Genomic DNA, 14,216 nt, shown 5'->3' on the forward strand with positions numbered 1-14,216 from the left:
AGGACTTTACGTAGCCGCGCCGACGGCACCCGACGGCGGGTCACCCCATCCCGCACGCACCGGCACTGGCGCGACCTGGCGCATGAGCACCCGGCCCATACGCGAGGAACGGCCAACCCCGCCTGTCCTCGGCAGAGTTGACCGCTCCTCTTCAGGGTGGTGGCGTGCTACTTCAGGGATGGTGGCGTGCTACGACGCGTTCTTCTTGACCGTCCCCTTGAACACGGGTCCCTTCTGCGGCTCCCACCTCTCGTTGTAGAGGAACAGCTGGGCCTTCAGGGACTCGTCGGGCTCACGGACGCGGTCCTTCACCGTGGGCACGCGGACCTCGACGCTCTTCTTGCCCGCGGGCACCGTGACGTACAGGGCCGTGCCCTCCGTCATCTTGGAGAGCGCCCGGCCCGGCCGGGGCTTCTCGGCGAGCTCGTCCTCGAGCCAGCGCGGGTCCACGTCCAGGGTGGAGAGTTCGGCGCCCGAGGTGACCTTCTGGAAGGAGATCCCTCCCATGATGTCCACGTCGACCGCCTCGGACAGCGTCATCCGCCACGTCAGCGGCTTGCCCTCGGCGACCCGGTCGGCGACCGGCACCATGGTGGCCTTGGGCATCGGATCGTCGTTCTGCGCGGTCACCCCGCCGTGGTGGGAGCCGACGACGGCGCCGCGCACGGCCTTGACGAACGCGTCGTGCGTGGCGTCGTAGCCGTAGCGGGTGTTGCCGCGCACCTCGACCGGCACGTCGATGTCCTGCCCGCCGGGCCGCACCGTCACCAGCCGGGACTCGGCCTGGCCCGTGCCGTCGCCGGGCTTGGGCACGAAGAGCCGGACCTGGCCGCTGCCCTTGCCGGAGACGTTCACCGGTACGCGGTAGGTGCGCACCCCGGAGTCGCCCTCCTTGACCGTGAGGCGGCCGATGTCCACGCGGGGCATCTCTGCGGCCCGCACCTCGGGCGTCCCCGGGCGCCAGCCCCAGGCGTCCATCAGCCAGGCCTTGCCCTTGCCGGTGAGCGGGGTGATCTCCAGGGTCTTGACGCTCTTCAGGTCGACTCCGGCGCGGGCCGCGGCCGACAGCGGGACGCGGATCTCACGCCCCCAGTAGGAGGCGGTCATGTCGCTGCCGGGCAGCCCGTCGACGCGGGCGCGGCCGAGCGTGACGCGGTGTCCGTCCTTGTCGACGATGCCAACGGCGAGGACGGTGCCCCTGCTGTTGGGCGGCACGATCACCCGCATCGCGAGCTTGTCGGAGCCCGCCAGGGAGACCGGCTCCGCCGGGGTCACCTGGATCGGCGTGCCGGACCGGGGCCAGCGCATGGCCACCGCGTCACGGCCCGGTTCGGGTGAGGTCTCCCAGCTGGCGAAGTGCGGTGAGGCGCCGTTCGTGTCGGGCGGCAGACAGGCGCGGGCCGCGTCCGTGTCGACCTGGGCGCAGACCCGGCCGCCCTTGACCTTGGTCGAGGAGTCGGGCAGGAAGGCGGCGGTGCGTCCCGCGCCGACGGCGTGGGTGAGCACCTGCGCGGGACCCGCCGAGGGGGCGCGCAGGCCGGAGCCGTCCAGGAGGGGGCGCACCCGGTCGTCGCCCTCGACGAACAGCCGGGCCGCCGCGGCTATGTAGGTGGCTCCCGCCGCCTGCTGCTGAGTCGCGGTCAGCCGGGTCTTGGTGCCCGGCGAGCACACCGGGTCCGGCGCATCGGAGCCGAAGTCGTCCGCGGCGGGCGCCTTGGCCTGCCCCGGAGTCCACTCGCTGTTGAAGAAGTTGTGGTTGGCGCCGACCATGTAGACGGCGCTGTGCAGGGCGTCGCCGCTGCTGACGCCGCGCGTACCGTCGACGTAGATCTCGCCCTGGAGATCGGACACGTCTCCGTCGCAGCCCGGCAGGATCGTCGCGGAGGGCACGTCCGGGACCGGGTTCTGGCCGAAGATCGTGGGACCGATCAGGACGTTGCCGCGGATCTTCCAGCGCACCGGGCCCCGGTAGCCGTCCTGGTCGGCGGGCGGCTGGTAAAGGCTGTCGAGCGCGGCCCTGTTGACGCCCTCGCCGCCGCGCGAGTGGCCGACGAGCAGGACGCGGGAGAGGTCGGCGGGCGCGACCGCGCGCACCGCGGCCGGGGCCGCCGAGCGGTTCTTCGCCCAGTCCGCCCACTGGGCGAGGTGCAGCCGCACCAGCGACGAACGGGCCTGCGCGCCGCCGTCCTCGGCGAGGTGGTCCTGCCCGTTGATGCCGTTGGCGGCCACGGACACCGTGACGTACCCCTGGGAGGCGAGGAGCTTCTGCGTACGGAGGTAACCCTCGTGGCTCGGCACCGGCTTGGTACCGCCCTTGCAGGGCCACTCGCCGCCGCCCTCGCCGTCGTCGCCCCCGCCGTAGCAGGTGTAGTGGCGGCCGTGCAGGAAGAGCGCGAGCGGCCGCTCGCCCGGCGCGTCGGCGGGGCCGACCACGTTGGCCCGCATCTCCACCGGCTCGGGGAAGCCGGGCAGCCGTACGGACTTCAGCGTGTACTCACCAGTGACGGTGCGGTAGCTGCCGGGCTTTCCGGGGTCGACCGGGGCCTCGGGCAACGGCTTGCCGGGTTTCGTGGGCGCCGCCGGGGGCGCGACGTCCCGCGCGCTTCCTCGGCCCGCCTCGTCCAGGCGGCGGCCGCCGGCCAGGACCCGCAGCTTTTTGGCCGCGCCGACGCGCGTGCCGTTCAGCGGCAGCCGGAACGACCGCCGGTCCTGCGCGGCGGTGGGCCTGCCGAGGAGCCGGTCCCCGGAGTAGAACTCGACCCTGGCGTCGCCCATGGGGACGGGCTCGGGCGAATCCCAGACGAGCTCCTTGCCGCCGCCGTCACCGGAGAGCCGCCAGCCCTCCGGAAGGCCGTCGTCCGCTTCACCGGCCACCGCGGGCGGCGCGGGCGGCGGTCCGTCGGTGGACGGCAGGGCGTGGGCCGCCCCGGGTGACACCGCGGCGAGCGTGAACGCCGCCAGTGCCGTGGTCACCACTCGTGAGACACGTCTCAAAGTGGTCCTCCTCGTCATCACTCTCCACAGGACACACAACCGAACTCATGTGCCCCACTTGCCCCTTCGAGGACGGAAATCGACGGCCTCACGTTGCCTCCGCGCGGAACCGGACAGCGGGCGGGGAAGGAACGGCGCAAAAGTGCCCTGCTGACGAGAGCGGCGGGCGGTCCTGCCAGGATGCGGGCATGCACATCTACGAAGAGCGGCTCAGCGTGCCCCGCTCCTGGTGGGCTCTGGTCGTGCTCGGCGGAGTCGGCCTCGGGCTCGGGGCGTTCCCCTTCGGGGTGTTCGCCGCGGTCGCGGCGGGCGCGGCCTGCATCGCGGTGTCCGCCGCCGTCGTCCACGCGCACGGCAGCGTGCGCATCCTCGTGACGCCGGGCTCCCTCGTCGTCGGCGGGCGCAGGATCCCGATCGAGGCGCTCGGCGCGACGGAGATCCTCGACGAGCGCGAGGCCTTCGAGTGGCGCACCGTCAGGGCGAACCCGTACGCGCTGCTGCTCCTGCGCTCCTACGTCCCCACCGCGCTGCGCATCGAGTTGCGGAACGCGTACGGCGGCGCGCCCTACGTCTATCTCTCCACGCGCCGCCCCATGAACCTCGCGACCATCCTGGCGTTCTCCCGGGGCTGACGCGGCGACCGCCCCGCGCGCTGGACCAACGGCCGTGGTCCGCCGCAGGCTGATCCCGTGATGGATCAAGAGACTGACTCCCGGACCGGTTCCGCCTCTCCCCTGCCCTGGTACGCGCGCCCCGCGGCGCGCTCCTGGACCTGCTCCCCCACCCCGTCCGACGCCCGCGCCTTCCACGCGTCCCTGCCGGGCTACGCCCACACGCCGCTGCATGAACTGCCCGCACTATCCGCCCAGTTGGGTGTCGGCCGGGTCTTCGTCAAGGACGAGTCCGCGCGACTCGGGCTGCCCGCCTTCAAGGCGCTCGGCGCGTCCTGGGCGATCCACCGGGTCCTCGCGCGGCGCGCGAACGGCGGGTCGGCCGAGACCGGCGGGCAGCCGCTGAACCTGATCGCCGCGACGGACGGCAACCACGGTCGCGCCGTCGCCAGGATGGCGCGCCAACTCGGGCAGCGCGCCCACGTCTTCGTCCCCGACGGCGTGCATCCGGTGGCGGTCGACGCCATCCGGGGCGAGGGCGCCGAGGTGACGGAGGTGGCCGGATCGTACGACGTCGCGGTGCGCGGGGCGGCGGACGCGGCCGCCGCGCCGGACGCGGTGCTCATCCAGGACACCGCATGGGAGGGCTACGAGGAGGTGCCCTCTCTGATCGTCGAGGGGTACTCGACGCTCTTCGCCGAGATCGACGCCCAACTGGGCGCATCCGGCGTGGAATCGCCCGACCTCGTCGCGGTCCCGGTCGGCGTCGGGGCGCTCATGCAGGCCGCCGTCACGCACTACCGGGCGCGGCCTGCGGGCGGCCCGGCGAACGGCGACGCTCCCGCGCTGCTCTCCGTGGAGCCCGAGGCGGCCGCCTGCGCGCTGGCCAGTCTGCGCGCGGGGCGCCTCACCAGCGTGCCGACCGGGGTCACCGCCATGGCGGGGCTGAACTGCGGCACCCCGTCCGCGCTCGGCTGGCCCGCGCTGCGCGACGGCCTCGACGCGGCGGTGGCCGTCACCGACGCCGCGAGCGCCGCGGCCGTGCGGGACCTCGCGGACCTCGGCGTCTCCTCGGGGCCGTGCGGCGCGGCTCCTCTCGCCGGGGTGCGGGCCGCACTGAGCGGCGAAGGAGCCGCCGAGCGCCGCGCCGCACTCGGCGTCTCCGCCTCGCCGGTCGTCGTGCTGCTCAGCACCGAGGGTGCGGCCGCCAACCCGCAACTGCGGGAGGAGACGGCCCAAGAGCCCGTAAAGCGATGATTTCCGGTCGATGCAGGTGGTCGAAGAAAGAACCAATTCCGCGTTGACGCAGGTCAGCAGTTAGTCAGCGCTTATACCAATGCGAAAAGTCCATATGCTGGACAGCTCGCGCGCGGCCTCGCCACAGCCCCTGAGCTGCCCGAACGAGCGTACGGTCACCGGTCATCGAACACACACATCCGGAAATCGACCATCCATATGGCACTCACTCTCCGCACAGGCAAGACTCCTCACCGCAGTCACCAACCGCATCCATCGAAGGAGAGTCCACCATGCGTCGCACCCTCAAGGCGGCGGCCGCGGCCGCCGCCGCGGCGGTCTGCGTCCTCACCACGACGGCAGGCATCGCGCAGGCCGAGGCCCCCAGGCCGACGAGCCTCTACGCGCCGTCCGCCCTCGTGCTCACGGTCGGCCAGGGCGAGGACGCCGCCACGGCCACCGTGCAGCGTGCGGTGACGCTGACCTGTGCGCCGCGCCCCGCGGGCAGCCACCCGTCCGCGGCGGCCGCGTGTACCGAACTCGCGGCGGTGGACGGGCGGTTCGCCGAGCTCGTCGGCACCGAGTCGAGTGTGGCATGTACCAAGGAATGGCGGCCGGTCGTCATGACGGTCGCCGGCGTCTGGGGCGGCAAGCACGTGCAGTGGTCCGCCACGTTCTCCAACGCCTGCATGATGAAGGCCGGTCTCGGGGAGGGTGCCGCACTCACCTTCTGACGAGAGCGACCCTGAACCACACTCAGGGGAGTCCCGGCACCTTTCGTGGGGGAAGGCGGTCGGGACGCGGGGCGGCCCCCGGTGTCCTAGGACACCGGGGGCCGTAGTGTTCTCCCATACTCGCCCCACGAGTTCTCCCGTACGCGCCCCACGAGTTCTCCCCCACGTGCCCCACGAAGCGAGGAGTCCACGGTGAACCGGTCACGCGAGACCTACGAAGGACTGCCCGGCGGCATCGGGGTGTCCCGGCTGCGCGTGTACGACTGGCCCGCGGCGGACGGGCAGCGCGGCGGAACTCCCCATCTGCACCTGACCTGTTCGGAGGGGTACGCGGTGACCGGCGGACGCGGCGCCGTACAGACCCTCACCACGTCCGGCTTCCGGCAGACGCCACTGGCCCCGGGCGCGCTGGTGTGGTTCACCCCCGGCACCATCCACCGCCTGGTCAACGAAGGCGGGTTGGAGATCACCGTGCTCATGCAGAACTGCGGCCTGCCCGAGGCCGGTGACGCGGTCCTCACCCTGCCTCCTGCCCTGCTGACGGACCCCGAGACCTATCGCGCGGCGGCCACGCTGCCCACCGAGGCCGAAGCCACCGAGGCCGAGCGGGAGGCCGCCGCCCGGCACCGCCGCGACCTGGCCGTCGAGGGCTTCACCGCGCTCCGCGAAGCCACCGAGGCCGGTGACCCCGAGCCGCTGGGGGCCTTCCACCGGGCAGCAGTCGCCCTGGCCCGTCCGCTCGCCGCGGCCTGGCGCGGGCGCTGGCGCGACGGCGCGGCCGCCGCCGCGCAGGCGACCGGCACCCAGCTCGACCACCTGGAGCGCGGCGCCGCGGACTACCTGAGCCGGGCCTCGGTGCGGGCCGAACGACCCGTGACACAGGGCAGGTTCGGGATGTGCGGCCGCCTCGACGTCTACGACGTGGCGTGAGCGACCGGCCGCACGGCCCGCTCCGCGGCCGGCCCGTCGAGCTTCGCGAGGACCCGGGAGCGCAGCAGCTCGTACTCCTCCCGGCAGCGCACTATCTCCGGCGGCCTGGCGACGACGGTGCCGCCCGTGACGATCTCCTCCGGCGCGAACTGCTCGCGGGTGAGGTCGATCTCCACGCCCGCGCCCAGGCGGTTCCACCAGTGATAGTCCGTGCGGACGCCGTCGACATGGACCTCGCCGCGTACGAGCTCGCCGCCCAGCAGGTCGTGCAGGACCAGCGCCGTGACGCCGCACTGGTCCCTGGCCGGGTTCTCCGGCGGCCAGCGGTCCTTGGAGTCGAGCATGCAGGTGTCGGCGCCCCAACTGGCGCGCACGGCGGACTCGATGTCGGTGAGGAGCAGAGGTGTCATGCCGATCACCTTCGCACCCGCCACTGACAATCAGGCGTCGTCGCAGGTCACATCGGACTCGGTGGTCCGCACGACGCCCCGCGCCACCGCCGCCTCGACGGCCGCCCCGTCGTACCCCGCGGCGCCCAGCACCTCCCGGGTGTCCGCACCGGCATCCCGTACCTCGGGGTGCGCCCGCGCAGGTGTGCGGGACAGGGAGACGGGCGAGGCGAGCCCCCGGTAGCCGTCGTCCTCGATCACCAGTCCCCGGTGGCGGACCTGCGGTGCGGTCAGCGCCTCTGCGACGTCGTGCACGGGCGAGGCCGGGATGCCGCGGGCCGTGAGCAGTTCGGTGAGGCGGGCGCGGGAGTGGGCCGCCACGGGCTTCTCCAGGGCGGCGCGCAGCTCCTGTTGATGGCGTACGCGGTCCGGGTTCGTGCGAAAGCGCGGATCCTCCGCCAGCTCCGGAATCCCCAGGACCTCGGTGAGCGCGCCGAACTGGCGGTCGTTGCCCACCGCGACGAAGACCGGCCCGTCGGCAGCGGTGAACGCGTCGTAGGGCGCGATGGTGGGGTGCGCGGAGCCGGTGCGTCGCGGCACCGTGCCGCTGGCGAGCCAGGTCGCCGAGTGCGGGTGGAGGAGGCTGACCGTGGTGTCCAGGAGGGTGCAGTCCACGAGTTGGCCGAGTCCCGAGCGGTGGCGTTCGTTCAGCGCGAGCAGGATGCCGGAGAAGGCGAGGATCCCCGTGACCTGGTCGACGACCGGTACACCGACCCGCAGCGCCGGTCCGTCGGCCGCTCCGTTGACGCTCATCAAGCCGCCGTACGCCTGGAGTACGGCGTCGTAGCCGGGCTGCCCGCCGAGCGGCCCGTCCGTGCCGAAGCCGGTGATGCGGCAGTGGATGAGCGCGGGGAAGCGGCTCCGGAGCACGTCGTCGGGGTAGCCCCAGTTGGCGAGGGTGCCCGCCTTGAAGTTCTCGACGAGCACGTCGGCCCCGCTCAGCAGGGTGTCCAGGATGTCCCGCCCCGCCGCCACGGACAGATCGACGACGATGTTCTTCTTGTCGCGGTTGAGGTTCCGGTAGTACGCGGACGTCCCCGGCGAGACGAACGGCGGACCCCACCCCCGCGTCTCGTCACCGGCCGGCGGCTCGACCTTGACGACGTCGGCGCCGTGGTCGGCGAGCAGTTGCGCGCAGTAGGGGCCGGCGAGCACCCGGGACAGGTCGAGCACCTTGAGCCCGTCGAGGGCACGGCTCGGCGCGTTCGTCATCGGCAGGACCTCGGAATCACTGGGGCCTCGGTATCGGCTCGGGGTCAGTAGGACTTCGGCAGGCCGAGCACATGGCCGGCCACGTAGTTCAGGACCATCTCCTGGCTGATCGGCGCGAGGCGCAGCAGCCGCGCCTCCCTGAAGTACCGCTCGACGTGGAACTCCTTGGCGTAGCCCATCCCGCCCAGCGTCTGCACGGCGCGGTCGGCGGCCTGGTAACCGGCGTCGGCGCACAGCCACTTGGCCATGTTGGCCTCCTTGCCGCAGGGCAGCCCCTGGTCGTAGCTCCAGGCCGCGCGGCGTGCCATGAGCTCGGCGGCGTCCAGCCGGGTCGCCGCTTCGGCGAGCGGGAAGGCGATGCCCTGGTTCTGTCCGATGGGACGGTCGAAGACGACACGCGTGCGTGCGTAGTCGACGGCGCCGCGCAGCGCGGCCCTGCCGATGCCGAGCGCCTCGTGGGCGAGCAGGATCCGCTCCGGGTTGAGCCCGTCGAGGAGGTAGCGGAAGCCCTGCCCCTCCTCCCCCACCCGATGGGCCGCGGGCACGCGCAGACCGTCGATGAGGACTTCGTAGGAGGCGACGGCGTTGCGGCCCATCTTGGGAATGGCCCGCAGCCGTACGGCGTCGGAGTCGATGTCGACGAGGAACAGCGACATGCCGTCCGTGGGCCGTTCCGCGTCGCGCGGCGACGTCCTCGCGATGAGCACCATCTTCTGGGACTCGCCCGCCTTGGTGATCCACACCTTGCGGCCGCTGACGACGTACGTGTCGCCGTCGCGCCGGGCGACGGTGGAGATGCGGGTGGTGTCCGTGCCCGCGTCGGGTTCGGTGACGCCGAAACAGACGTGCAGCGAGCCGTCGGCGGCGCGCGGCAGGATCTCCCCGCGCAGCTCCGGGCTGCCGTGTTTCACCAGGGTGTTGAGCCCGAAGATCGTCAGGTGCATGGTGCTGCACCCGTTCATGCCGGCGCCGGACGCGGCGACCTCCTGGAGCAGCAGGGACGCCTCCAGGATGCCGAGCCCACCGCCGCCGTACTCCTCGGGTATCGCCATGCCGAGCCAGCCCGCCTCGGCGAAGGCGTCGTAGAACTCCCGCGGGAACGCGGCCCGTTCGTCGTGGTCCGCCCAGTAGGAGTCGGGGAACCGGGCGGCGAGCGCGGCGACGGCGCGCCGGATGTCCTCCTGCTCGGCGGACAGCGCGAAGTCCATGGATTCCAGCCCCAGTTCGTATATACGATCGCCGAGTCGGATATGCGTGAGGCTACGAGCCGTGTGATCGGCGGGTCAAGAGCCACCGGGGAGAGCGGAGACGGTGTGAGCGGCGAGACCTTGCCCGGGGAACACAGGACCGTCAGCCGTGTGACGGGGATCCTGGAGTACGTATCGCGGCGCGGCGAGGCCCGGATGCAGGAGCTCGCCGATGCCCTCGACGCCCCCAAGTCGTCGGTGTTCGGCCTGGTCAAGGGCCTCGTCTCGACCGGGTATCTGGTCGAGCTGCACGGTTCCTACCGCCTCGGTCCCGCGCTCGGCAGCCTGTTGCCGAGGCCCGCGCGGGATCTCGCGGCCGCCGCGCTGCACACGCTGGAGGCGCTGCGGGACCACTTCGGCGAGACGGCCATGCTCGGCACGGCCGTGGGCGATTCGCTGGTGTACGCGAGCGCCGCGGAGTCACCGCAGCTGATCCGCTACTCGGCGCCACTGCGCACCCGCCGCCCGCTGTATCCGCCGAGCGCGGGCAAGGTGCTGCTGGCCCATCGCCCGGAGCACCGGCGCGACGCCTGCCTCCGTGCGCTGCTCCCCGACCCCGCGCGGTACGCGGCGGCGCGCGCGGATCTGGCCGAAGTACGCGCCACGGGCGTGGCGTTCAACCGCGGCGAGACGCTCCCGGACGTGACCGCGGCCGCCCGCCCCGTCCTGGTGGACGGGGAGGTCCGCGCGGTGATCGCGGTCGCCGGTCCCACCTCGCGCACCGCGGACCGGCTCCCCGACATCGCGGACGCGCTCCTCGACGCGGTCGGCTCGGTCGCGGCACGGCTCGGCGCGCCGGACCGGCGGGGCCACTAGGACGAGGGTGACGACCAGGACGGCGCGAAACCCGTCGGACGGCACGGCCCCGCACGGGGCAGAATGCGCCCATGCCTGAGTCATACCCCGCCTCCCTGCGCACGCCCGCCCTCATCCGCACCGCCCGTCTCGACCTGGTGCCGCTGCGCGTCGAGCACGCCGACGAGATGGCCGCCGTGCTCGCCGATCCCGCCCTGCACACCTTCATCGGCGGTGCCCCCGACGGCGTGACGGCGCTGCGCGGGCGCTACGAGCGGATGCTCGCCGGGTCGCCCGACCCCGCCGTCGCCTGGCTGAACTGGGTGGTCCGGCTCCGGACCGGGCAGCTGCCCTGCCTGGTGGGGACGGTGCAGGCGACGATCACGCCCGGCGTGGGCGAGGACGGTCCCACCGCCGAGGTCGCCTGGGTGATCGGCACGCCCTGGCAGGGGCGCGGCTTCGCCTCGGAGTCGGCGTGCGGCCTGGTGGACTGGCTGAGGGAGCATTCCGCGCCGACGGTCGTCGCCCATGTCCATCCCGACCACAAGGCGTCCGCGGCCGTCGCGGCGGCGGCCGGACTCGCCGCCACCGACGTGGTCGAGGACGGCGAGGTCCGCTGGGAATCGGCCCCCAAGGGCTGATCCCGGACGGGTCAGTAGGGCCGGTCGCCCGCGATGGCCACCCGCTCCGCGACGCGCCGCTGCGGGGCGTAGTCGTCGACGGCGTAGTGCTGCGTGGCGCGGTTGTCCCAGAACGCGACGTCCCCCGCCTGCCAGTGGAACCGCACCTGGTACTCCGGCACATGGGCCTGCCGCACCAGGAAGCCCAGCAGCCGGTCGCTCTCCGCCCGCTCCATGCCCACGATGTGCGTGGTGAAGGAGGTGTTGACGAAGAGCATCTTGCGCCCGGTCTCCGGGTGGGTGCGCACCACGGGGTGGGTGACGGGCGGGAAGCGGTCCTGGTGCGGGGCCAGTTGGCCGGGACCGTAGAAGCGGGCGAAGCCGGGGATGAAGTCGTGCACGGCCCGCGCGCCCTCGATGCGTTCCTTCACCGCGTCGGGCAGGTTGTCGTACGCGGCCGCCATGTCGGCCCACATCGTGTCGCCGCCGTACGGCGGCACCTCGCGCAGCTGCAACACGGCGCCGAGGGCAGGGCGTTCGCGGAAGGTGACGTCCGCGTGCCAGACGTTCTCATACGTCGGTGTGGCGCTGCCGCCCTTGTCGAAGCGGACGACGTCCTCGGCGGAGCCGCGCGCGAGCAGCGGGTTGGTCTCCAGGTCGCCCCAGTTCAGGGCGAAGGCACGCTGCTGCTCGGCGGTGATGTCCGCGCCGCGGAAGAACAGGACCTTCCACTCCAGGAGGGCCCGGTTCAACTCCTCGCGCAGTGCGGGCGTCAGGGGCTTGGAGAGGTCGGCGCCGCGGATCTCGGCGCCGATGAGGCGGCCCTGCGGCACGACGTCGACGAGCTCGTACGGCCGCTCCTGCCAGCCGTCGGGCAGGCGGCGCAGGACGCGGCGGCCTTCGTACATGCCGTCTGCGGGGACGCGGGCCTCGCGGAGAGCGGGCTCCTGCGGGTGCGACACGGGCTGAGAGGTCGGTTCGGTGACCGTCATGGGGGATCTGATCCTTCGGGTGCGAGAGCGGGCGGGCCGGGTGTGCGGATGCCTGCCGGCAGCTAGCGGCCCGATCGCTCGCACCCGCGCCGCCACGGGACGTTGAACGTCCGTACGGCGGCGGTCAGGTGCTGGATCATGGTCGTCATTGTGGGACGCGCATCGCTCCTGGTCAACCGGGCCTCCGGTCGGCGGACGCACCCCGGCCCGCCGCCGCCCCCTCGGCCGCCCCGCTACGGCTTGCGCAGCACGCCGCCGTATTCGTAGATCCCCTTGTTGAGTTCGGTGGCGCCGAGGTATGGGAGCAGGTCGTCGTGAACCGGTGCGAGCGACGGCTGGTCGGCGTCCGGGCGCCAGTCGACGAGGTTCACCAGGCCGGGTTCCAGTGGCTCCAGGCCGTCGAGGAGCACGTCGACATCGGCGGGCGCGCGGGTCTGCCAGGGGACGCCCTCGGCGGAGATGTGCGCGGTCATCGCCGCGCCCCGCTCAAGGTCGTCGGCGACGGCCTGCGAGAAGCCGAGCGGGCCGAGGTGGGGATGTCGCGGGGAATGGCCGTCGTCCCGGGCCGGTCGTCACTGCCCACTGCGCGTGCGCCACCTCTCCCTCGGGGTTCACCTGCCGTGTTCCTACGGCGTGAGACTATCCGGTGATCCACGTTCGGGTGAACCGTGCGTGGGATCTCCAACACCCTGATGGGAGAAGGTGGTTGGCGGCGCCCGGGACCCCGTTCACGCACCCGTGCGCGGGGTGGGGACCGCCCCGGCGCCCGGCGCGGACTGTGGCGTGTCACACCCGATCGCCGTCCCGGCCCCCGCATGGCGCATGATCGTGACATAGAGCCATCCGCACCACTGGATCCGTTCCACCCAGAGAGGACCTCCCCATGGAAGACCGCTTCGACGTCGTCGTGCTCGGAGCAGGACCCGGCGGCTACGTGGCCGCCATTCGCGCCGCCCAGCTGGGCAAGCGCGTAGCGGTCGTCGAGGAGAAGTACTGGGGCGGTGTGTGCCTCAACGTCGGCTGTATCCCGACGAAGGCGCTGCTGCGCAACGCCGAGCTGGCCCACCTCTTCACGCACGAGCAGAAGACGTACGGCATCAAGGTCGACGGGCAGGTGTCCTTCGACTACGGCGAGGCGTTCAGCCGCAGCCGCCGGGTCGCGGAGGGCCGGGTCAAGGGCGTCCACTTCCTGATGAAGAAGAACAAGATCACCGAGTTCGACGGCCGGGGCACCTTCCTCGACGCGAACACGCTGCAGGTCGCCAAGTCGGACGGCACGAGCAGCACGATCTCGTTCGAGCACTGCATCATCGCCACCGGCGCGACCCCGCGGCTGCTGCCCGGCACCAGCCTGAGCGAGCGCGTGGTGTCGTACGAGGAGCAGATCCTCGCCGACGAGCTGCCGGGGTCCATCGTGATCGCGGGCGCCGGTGCCATCGGCATCGAGTTCGCGTACGTCCTGCACAACTACGGCGTGAAGGTCACCATCGTCGAGTTCCTCGACCGGGTCGCACCCCTGGAGGACGCGGACGTCTCGGCGGAGCTCGCCAAGCAGTACCGCAAGCTCGGCATCGACGTGCGCACCTCGACCCGGGTGGAGTCGATCGACGAGTCCGGGCAGCAGGTCAAGGTCACCGTGACCGGCAAGGACGGCAAGCAGGAGATCCTGGAGACCGACAAGGTCCTCCAGGCCATCGGCTTCGCCCCGAACGTCACGGGCTACGGCCTGGAGGCGACGGGCGTGGCGCTCACCGAGCGCGGCGCGATCGAGGTCGACGGGCGCTGCCGCACCAACGTCCCGAACATCTTCGCCATCGGCGACGTCACCGCGAAGCTGATGCTCGCGCACACCGCCGAGGCCATGGGCGTGGTCGCCGCCGAGACCCTCGCGGACGCCGAGACGATGGAACTCGACTACCCGATGATCCCGCGCGCGACCTACTCGCAGCCGCAGATCGCCAGCTTCGGCTGGACCGAGGCGCAGGCCAAGGAGAAGGGCTTCGACGTCAAGGTCGCGAAGTTCCCGTTCCAGGCCAACGGCAAGGCGCACGGCCTCGGCGACACCGTCGGCTTCGTGAAGATCATCAGCGACCAGACGCACGGCGAGATCATCGGCGCGCACCTGATCGGCCCCGACGTCACCGAGCTGCTGCCCGAGCTCACCCTGGCCCAGCAGTGGGACCTCACCGTCCACGAGGTCGCGCGCAACGTCCACGCGCACCCGACGCTGGGCGAGGCCGTCAAGGAGGCCGTGCACGGCCTGGCCGGACACATGATCAACTTCTGACGGCCGCCCGGCACCCCGCCGCGGACGCCGGCGCCCCGCCACGCACACGTGACCGAAAACGGTCGCCTCAAGTGGCGGGGCCGCCCGGCCCGGCCGATGCTGTCGAACA

The 14,216-nt window shown here is 72.4% G+C and carries 12 protein-coding genes and 1 pseudogene; 7 read left to right on the plus strand and 6 right to left on the minus strand.

Annotated elements, in window-relative coordinates:
• Nucleotides 1-189: 189 nt before the first annotated feature.
• Nucleotides 190-3,012 carry a hypothetical protein gene (locus ACIO9J_RS00975; protein ID WP_401990456.1) on the minus strand — a complete coding sequence of 941 codons (2,823 nt, stop codon included), beginning with the start codon at nucleotides 3,010-3,012 and terminating at the stop codon, nucleotides 190-192.
• Between the two features lie 170 nt (nucleotides 3,013-3,182).
• Between ACIO9J_RS00975 and ACIO9J_RS00980 the strand changes: the two genes are divergently transcribed.
• From ACIO9J_RS00980 to ACIO9J_RS00995, 4 genes are all read left to right on the plus strand, one after another.
• Nucleotides 3,183-3,626: a DUF3093 family protein gene (locus tag ACIO9J_RS00980; RefSeq protein ID WP_401990459.1), complete on the plus strand. Its 444-nt coding sequence runs from the start codon at nucleotides 3,183-3,185 to the stop codon at nucleotides 3,624-3,626.
• 60 nt (nucleotides 3,627-3,686) lie between these two features.
• Nucleotides 3,687-4,862 (plus strand): diaminopropionate ammonia-lyase, encoded by a 1,176-nt coding sequence (locus ACIO9J_RS00985; RefSeq protein ID WP_401990462.1) that lies wholly within the window; start codon nucleotides 3,687-3,689, stop codon nucleotides 4,860-4,862.
• Nucleotides 4,863-5,134: 272 nt separating this feature from the next.
• A complete protein-coding gene (locus ACIO9J_RS00990) occupies nucleotides 5,135-5,575 on the plus strand; it encodes an SSI family serine proteinase inhibitor (protein ID WP_401990465.1) in 441 nt (146 codons plus the stop codon).
• 192 nt (nucleotides 5,576-5,767) lie between these two features.
• Nucleotides 5,768-6,505, plus strand: coding sequence for a cupin domain-containing protein (locus ACIO9J_RS00995; RefSeq protein WP_401990468.1), 738 nt, complete (start codon nucleotides 5,768-5,770; stop codon nucleotides 6,503-6,505).
• Here ACIO9J_RS00995 and ACIO9J_RS01000 read toward each other — a convergent pair.
• The 3 genes from ACIO9J_RS01000 to ACIO9J_RS01010 are packed head-to-tail and all read right to left on the minus strand — an operon-like array spanning nucleotide 6,490 to nucleotide 9,374.
• Nucleotides 6,490-6,915, minus strand: coding sequence for a hypothetical protein (locus tag ACIO9J_RS01000; RefSeq protein WP_401990471.1), 426 nt, complete (start codon nucleotides 6,913-6,915; stop codon nucleotides 6,490-6,492). The two genes, ACIO9J_RS00995 and ACIO9J_RS01000, sit on opposite strands and share 16 nt — an antisense overlap.
• Nucleotides 6,916-6,945: 30 nt before the next feature.
• Nucleotides 6,946-8,166 carry a CaiB/BaiF CoA transferase family protein gene (locus ACIO9J_RS01005; RefSeq protein ID WP_401990474.1) on the minus strand — a complete coding sequence of 407 codons (1,221 nt, stop codon included), beginning with the start codon at nucleotides 8,164-8,166 and terminating at the stop codon, nucleotides 6,946-6,948.
• Nucleotides 8,167-8,210: 44 nt separating this feature from the next.
• The gene (locus ACIO9J_RS01010; protein WP_401990477.1) at nucleotides 8,211-9,374 is read right to left on the minus strand and encodes an acyl-CoA dehydrogenase family protein; all 1,164 of its coding nucleotides are present in this window, start codon (nucleotides 9,372-9,374) and stop codon (nucleotides 8,211-8,213) included.
• Between the two features lie 150 nt (nucleotides 9,375-9,524).
• On the opposite strand from ACIO9J_RS01010, the gene ACIO9J_RS01015 reads away from it, so the two are divergent.
• Nucleotides 9,525-10,229: an IclR family transcriptional regulator gene (locus ACIO9J_RS01015; protein ID WP_401990480.1), complete on the plus strand. Its 705-nt coding sequence runs from the start codon at nucleotides 9,525-9,527 to the stop codon at nucleotides 10,227-10,229.
• A gap of 71 nt (nucleotides 10,230-10,300) precedes the next feature.
• Nucleotides 10,301-10,849: a GNAT family N-acetyltransferase gene (locus ACIO9J_RS01020; protein ID WP_401990482.1), complete on the plus strand. Its 549-nt coding sequence runs from the start codon at nucleotides 10,301-10,303 to the stop codon at nucleotides 10,847-10,849.
• Nucleotides 10,850-10,860: 11 nt separating this feature from the next.
• Here ACIO9J_RS01020 and ACIO9J_RS01025 read toward each other — a convergent pair whose 3' ends face one another.
• Entirely contained in the window at nucleotides 10,861-11,820 is a 960-nt protein-coding gene (locus tag ACIO9J_RS01025; protein ID WP_401990484.1) for a TauD/TfdA dioxygenase family protein, read from the minus strand.
• A gap of 233 nt (nucleotides 11,821-12,053) precedes the next feature.
• Nucleotides 12,054-12,320 (minus strand): annotated as a pseudogene (locus tag ACIO9J_RS01030) (SAM-dependent methyltransferase); the annotation flags it as partial.
• 383 nt (nucleotides 12,321-12,703) lie between these two features.
• Between ACIO9J_RS01030 and lpdA the strand changes: the two are divergent.
• The gene (gene lpdA, locus ACIO9J_RS01035) at nucleotides 12,704-14,107 is read left to right on the plus strand and encodes a dihydrolipoyl dehydrogenase (RefSeq protein WP_401990487.1); all 1,404 of its coding nucleotides are present in this window, start codon (nucleotides 12,704-12,706) and stop codon (nucleotides 14,105-14,107) included.
• Nucleotides 14,108-14,216: the final 109 nt, after the last annotated feature.

This window comes from Streptomyces sp. NPDC087300, assembly GCF_044744425.1.
GTDB lineage: Bacteria > Actinomycetota > Actinomycetes > Streptomycetales > Streptomycetaceae > Streptomyces.

Coding starts and splice junctions, on each gene's coding strand:
- ACIO9J_RS00975 (WP_401990456.1), bottom strand. CDS start 3,012: ATGACGAGGAGGACCACTTTGAGACGTGTCTCACGAGTGGTGACCACG.
- ACIO9J_RS01010 (WP_401990477.1), bottom strand. CDS start 9,374: ATGGACTTCGCGCTGTCCGCCGAGCAGGAGGACATCCGGCGCGCCGTC.
- ACIO9J_RS01020 (WP_401990482.1), top strand. CDS start 10,301: ATGCCTGAGTCATACCCCGCCTCCCTGCGCACGCCCGCCCTCATCCGC.
- ACIO9J_RS00985 (WP_401990462.1), top strand. CDS start 3,687: ATGGATCAAGAGACTGACTCCCGGACCGGTTCCGCCTCTCCCCTGCCC.
- lpdA (WP_401990487.1), top strand. CDS start 12,704: ATGGAAGACCGCTTCGACGTCGTCGTGCTCGGAGCAGGACCCGGCGGC.
- ACIO9J_RS01000 (WP_401990471.1), bottom strand. CDS start 6,915: ATGACACCTCTGCTCCTCACCGACATCGAGTCCGCCGTGCGCGCCAGT.
- ACIO9J_RS01025 (WP_401990484.1), bottom strand. CDS start 11,820: ATGACGGTCACCGAACCGACCTCTCAGCCCGTGTCGCACCCGCAGGAG.
- ACIO9J_RS00990 (WP_401990465.1), top strand. CDS start 5,135: ATGCGTCGCACCCTCAAGGCGGCGGCCGCGGCCGCCGCCGCGGCGGTC.
- ACIO9J_RS00980 (WP_401990459.1), top strand. CDS start 3,183: ATGCACATCTACGAAGAGCGGCTCAGCGTGCCCCGCTCCTGGTGGGCT.
- ACIO9J_RS01005 (WP_401990474.1), bottom strand. CDS start 8,166: ATGACGAACGCGCCGAGCCGTGCCCTCGACGGGCTCAAGGTGCTCGAC.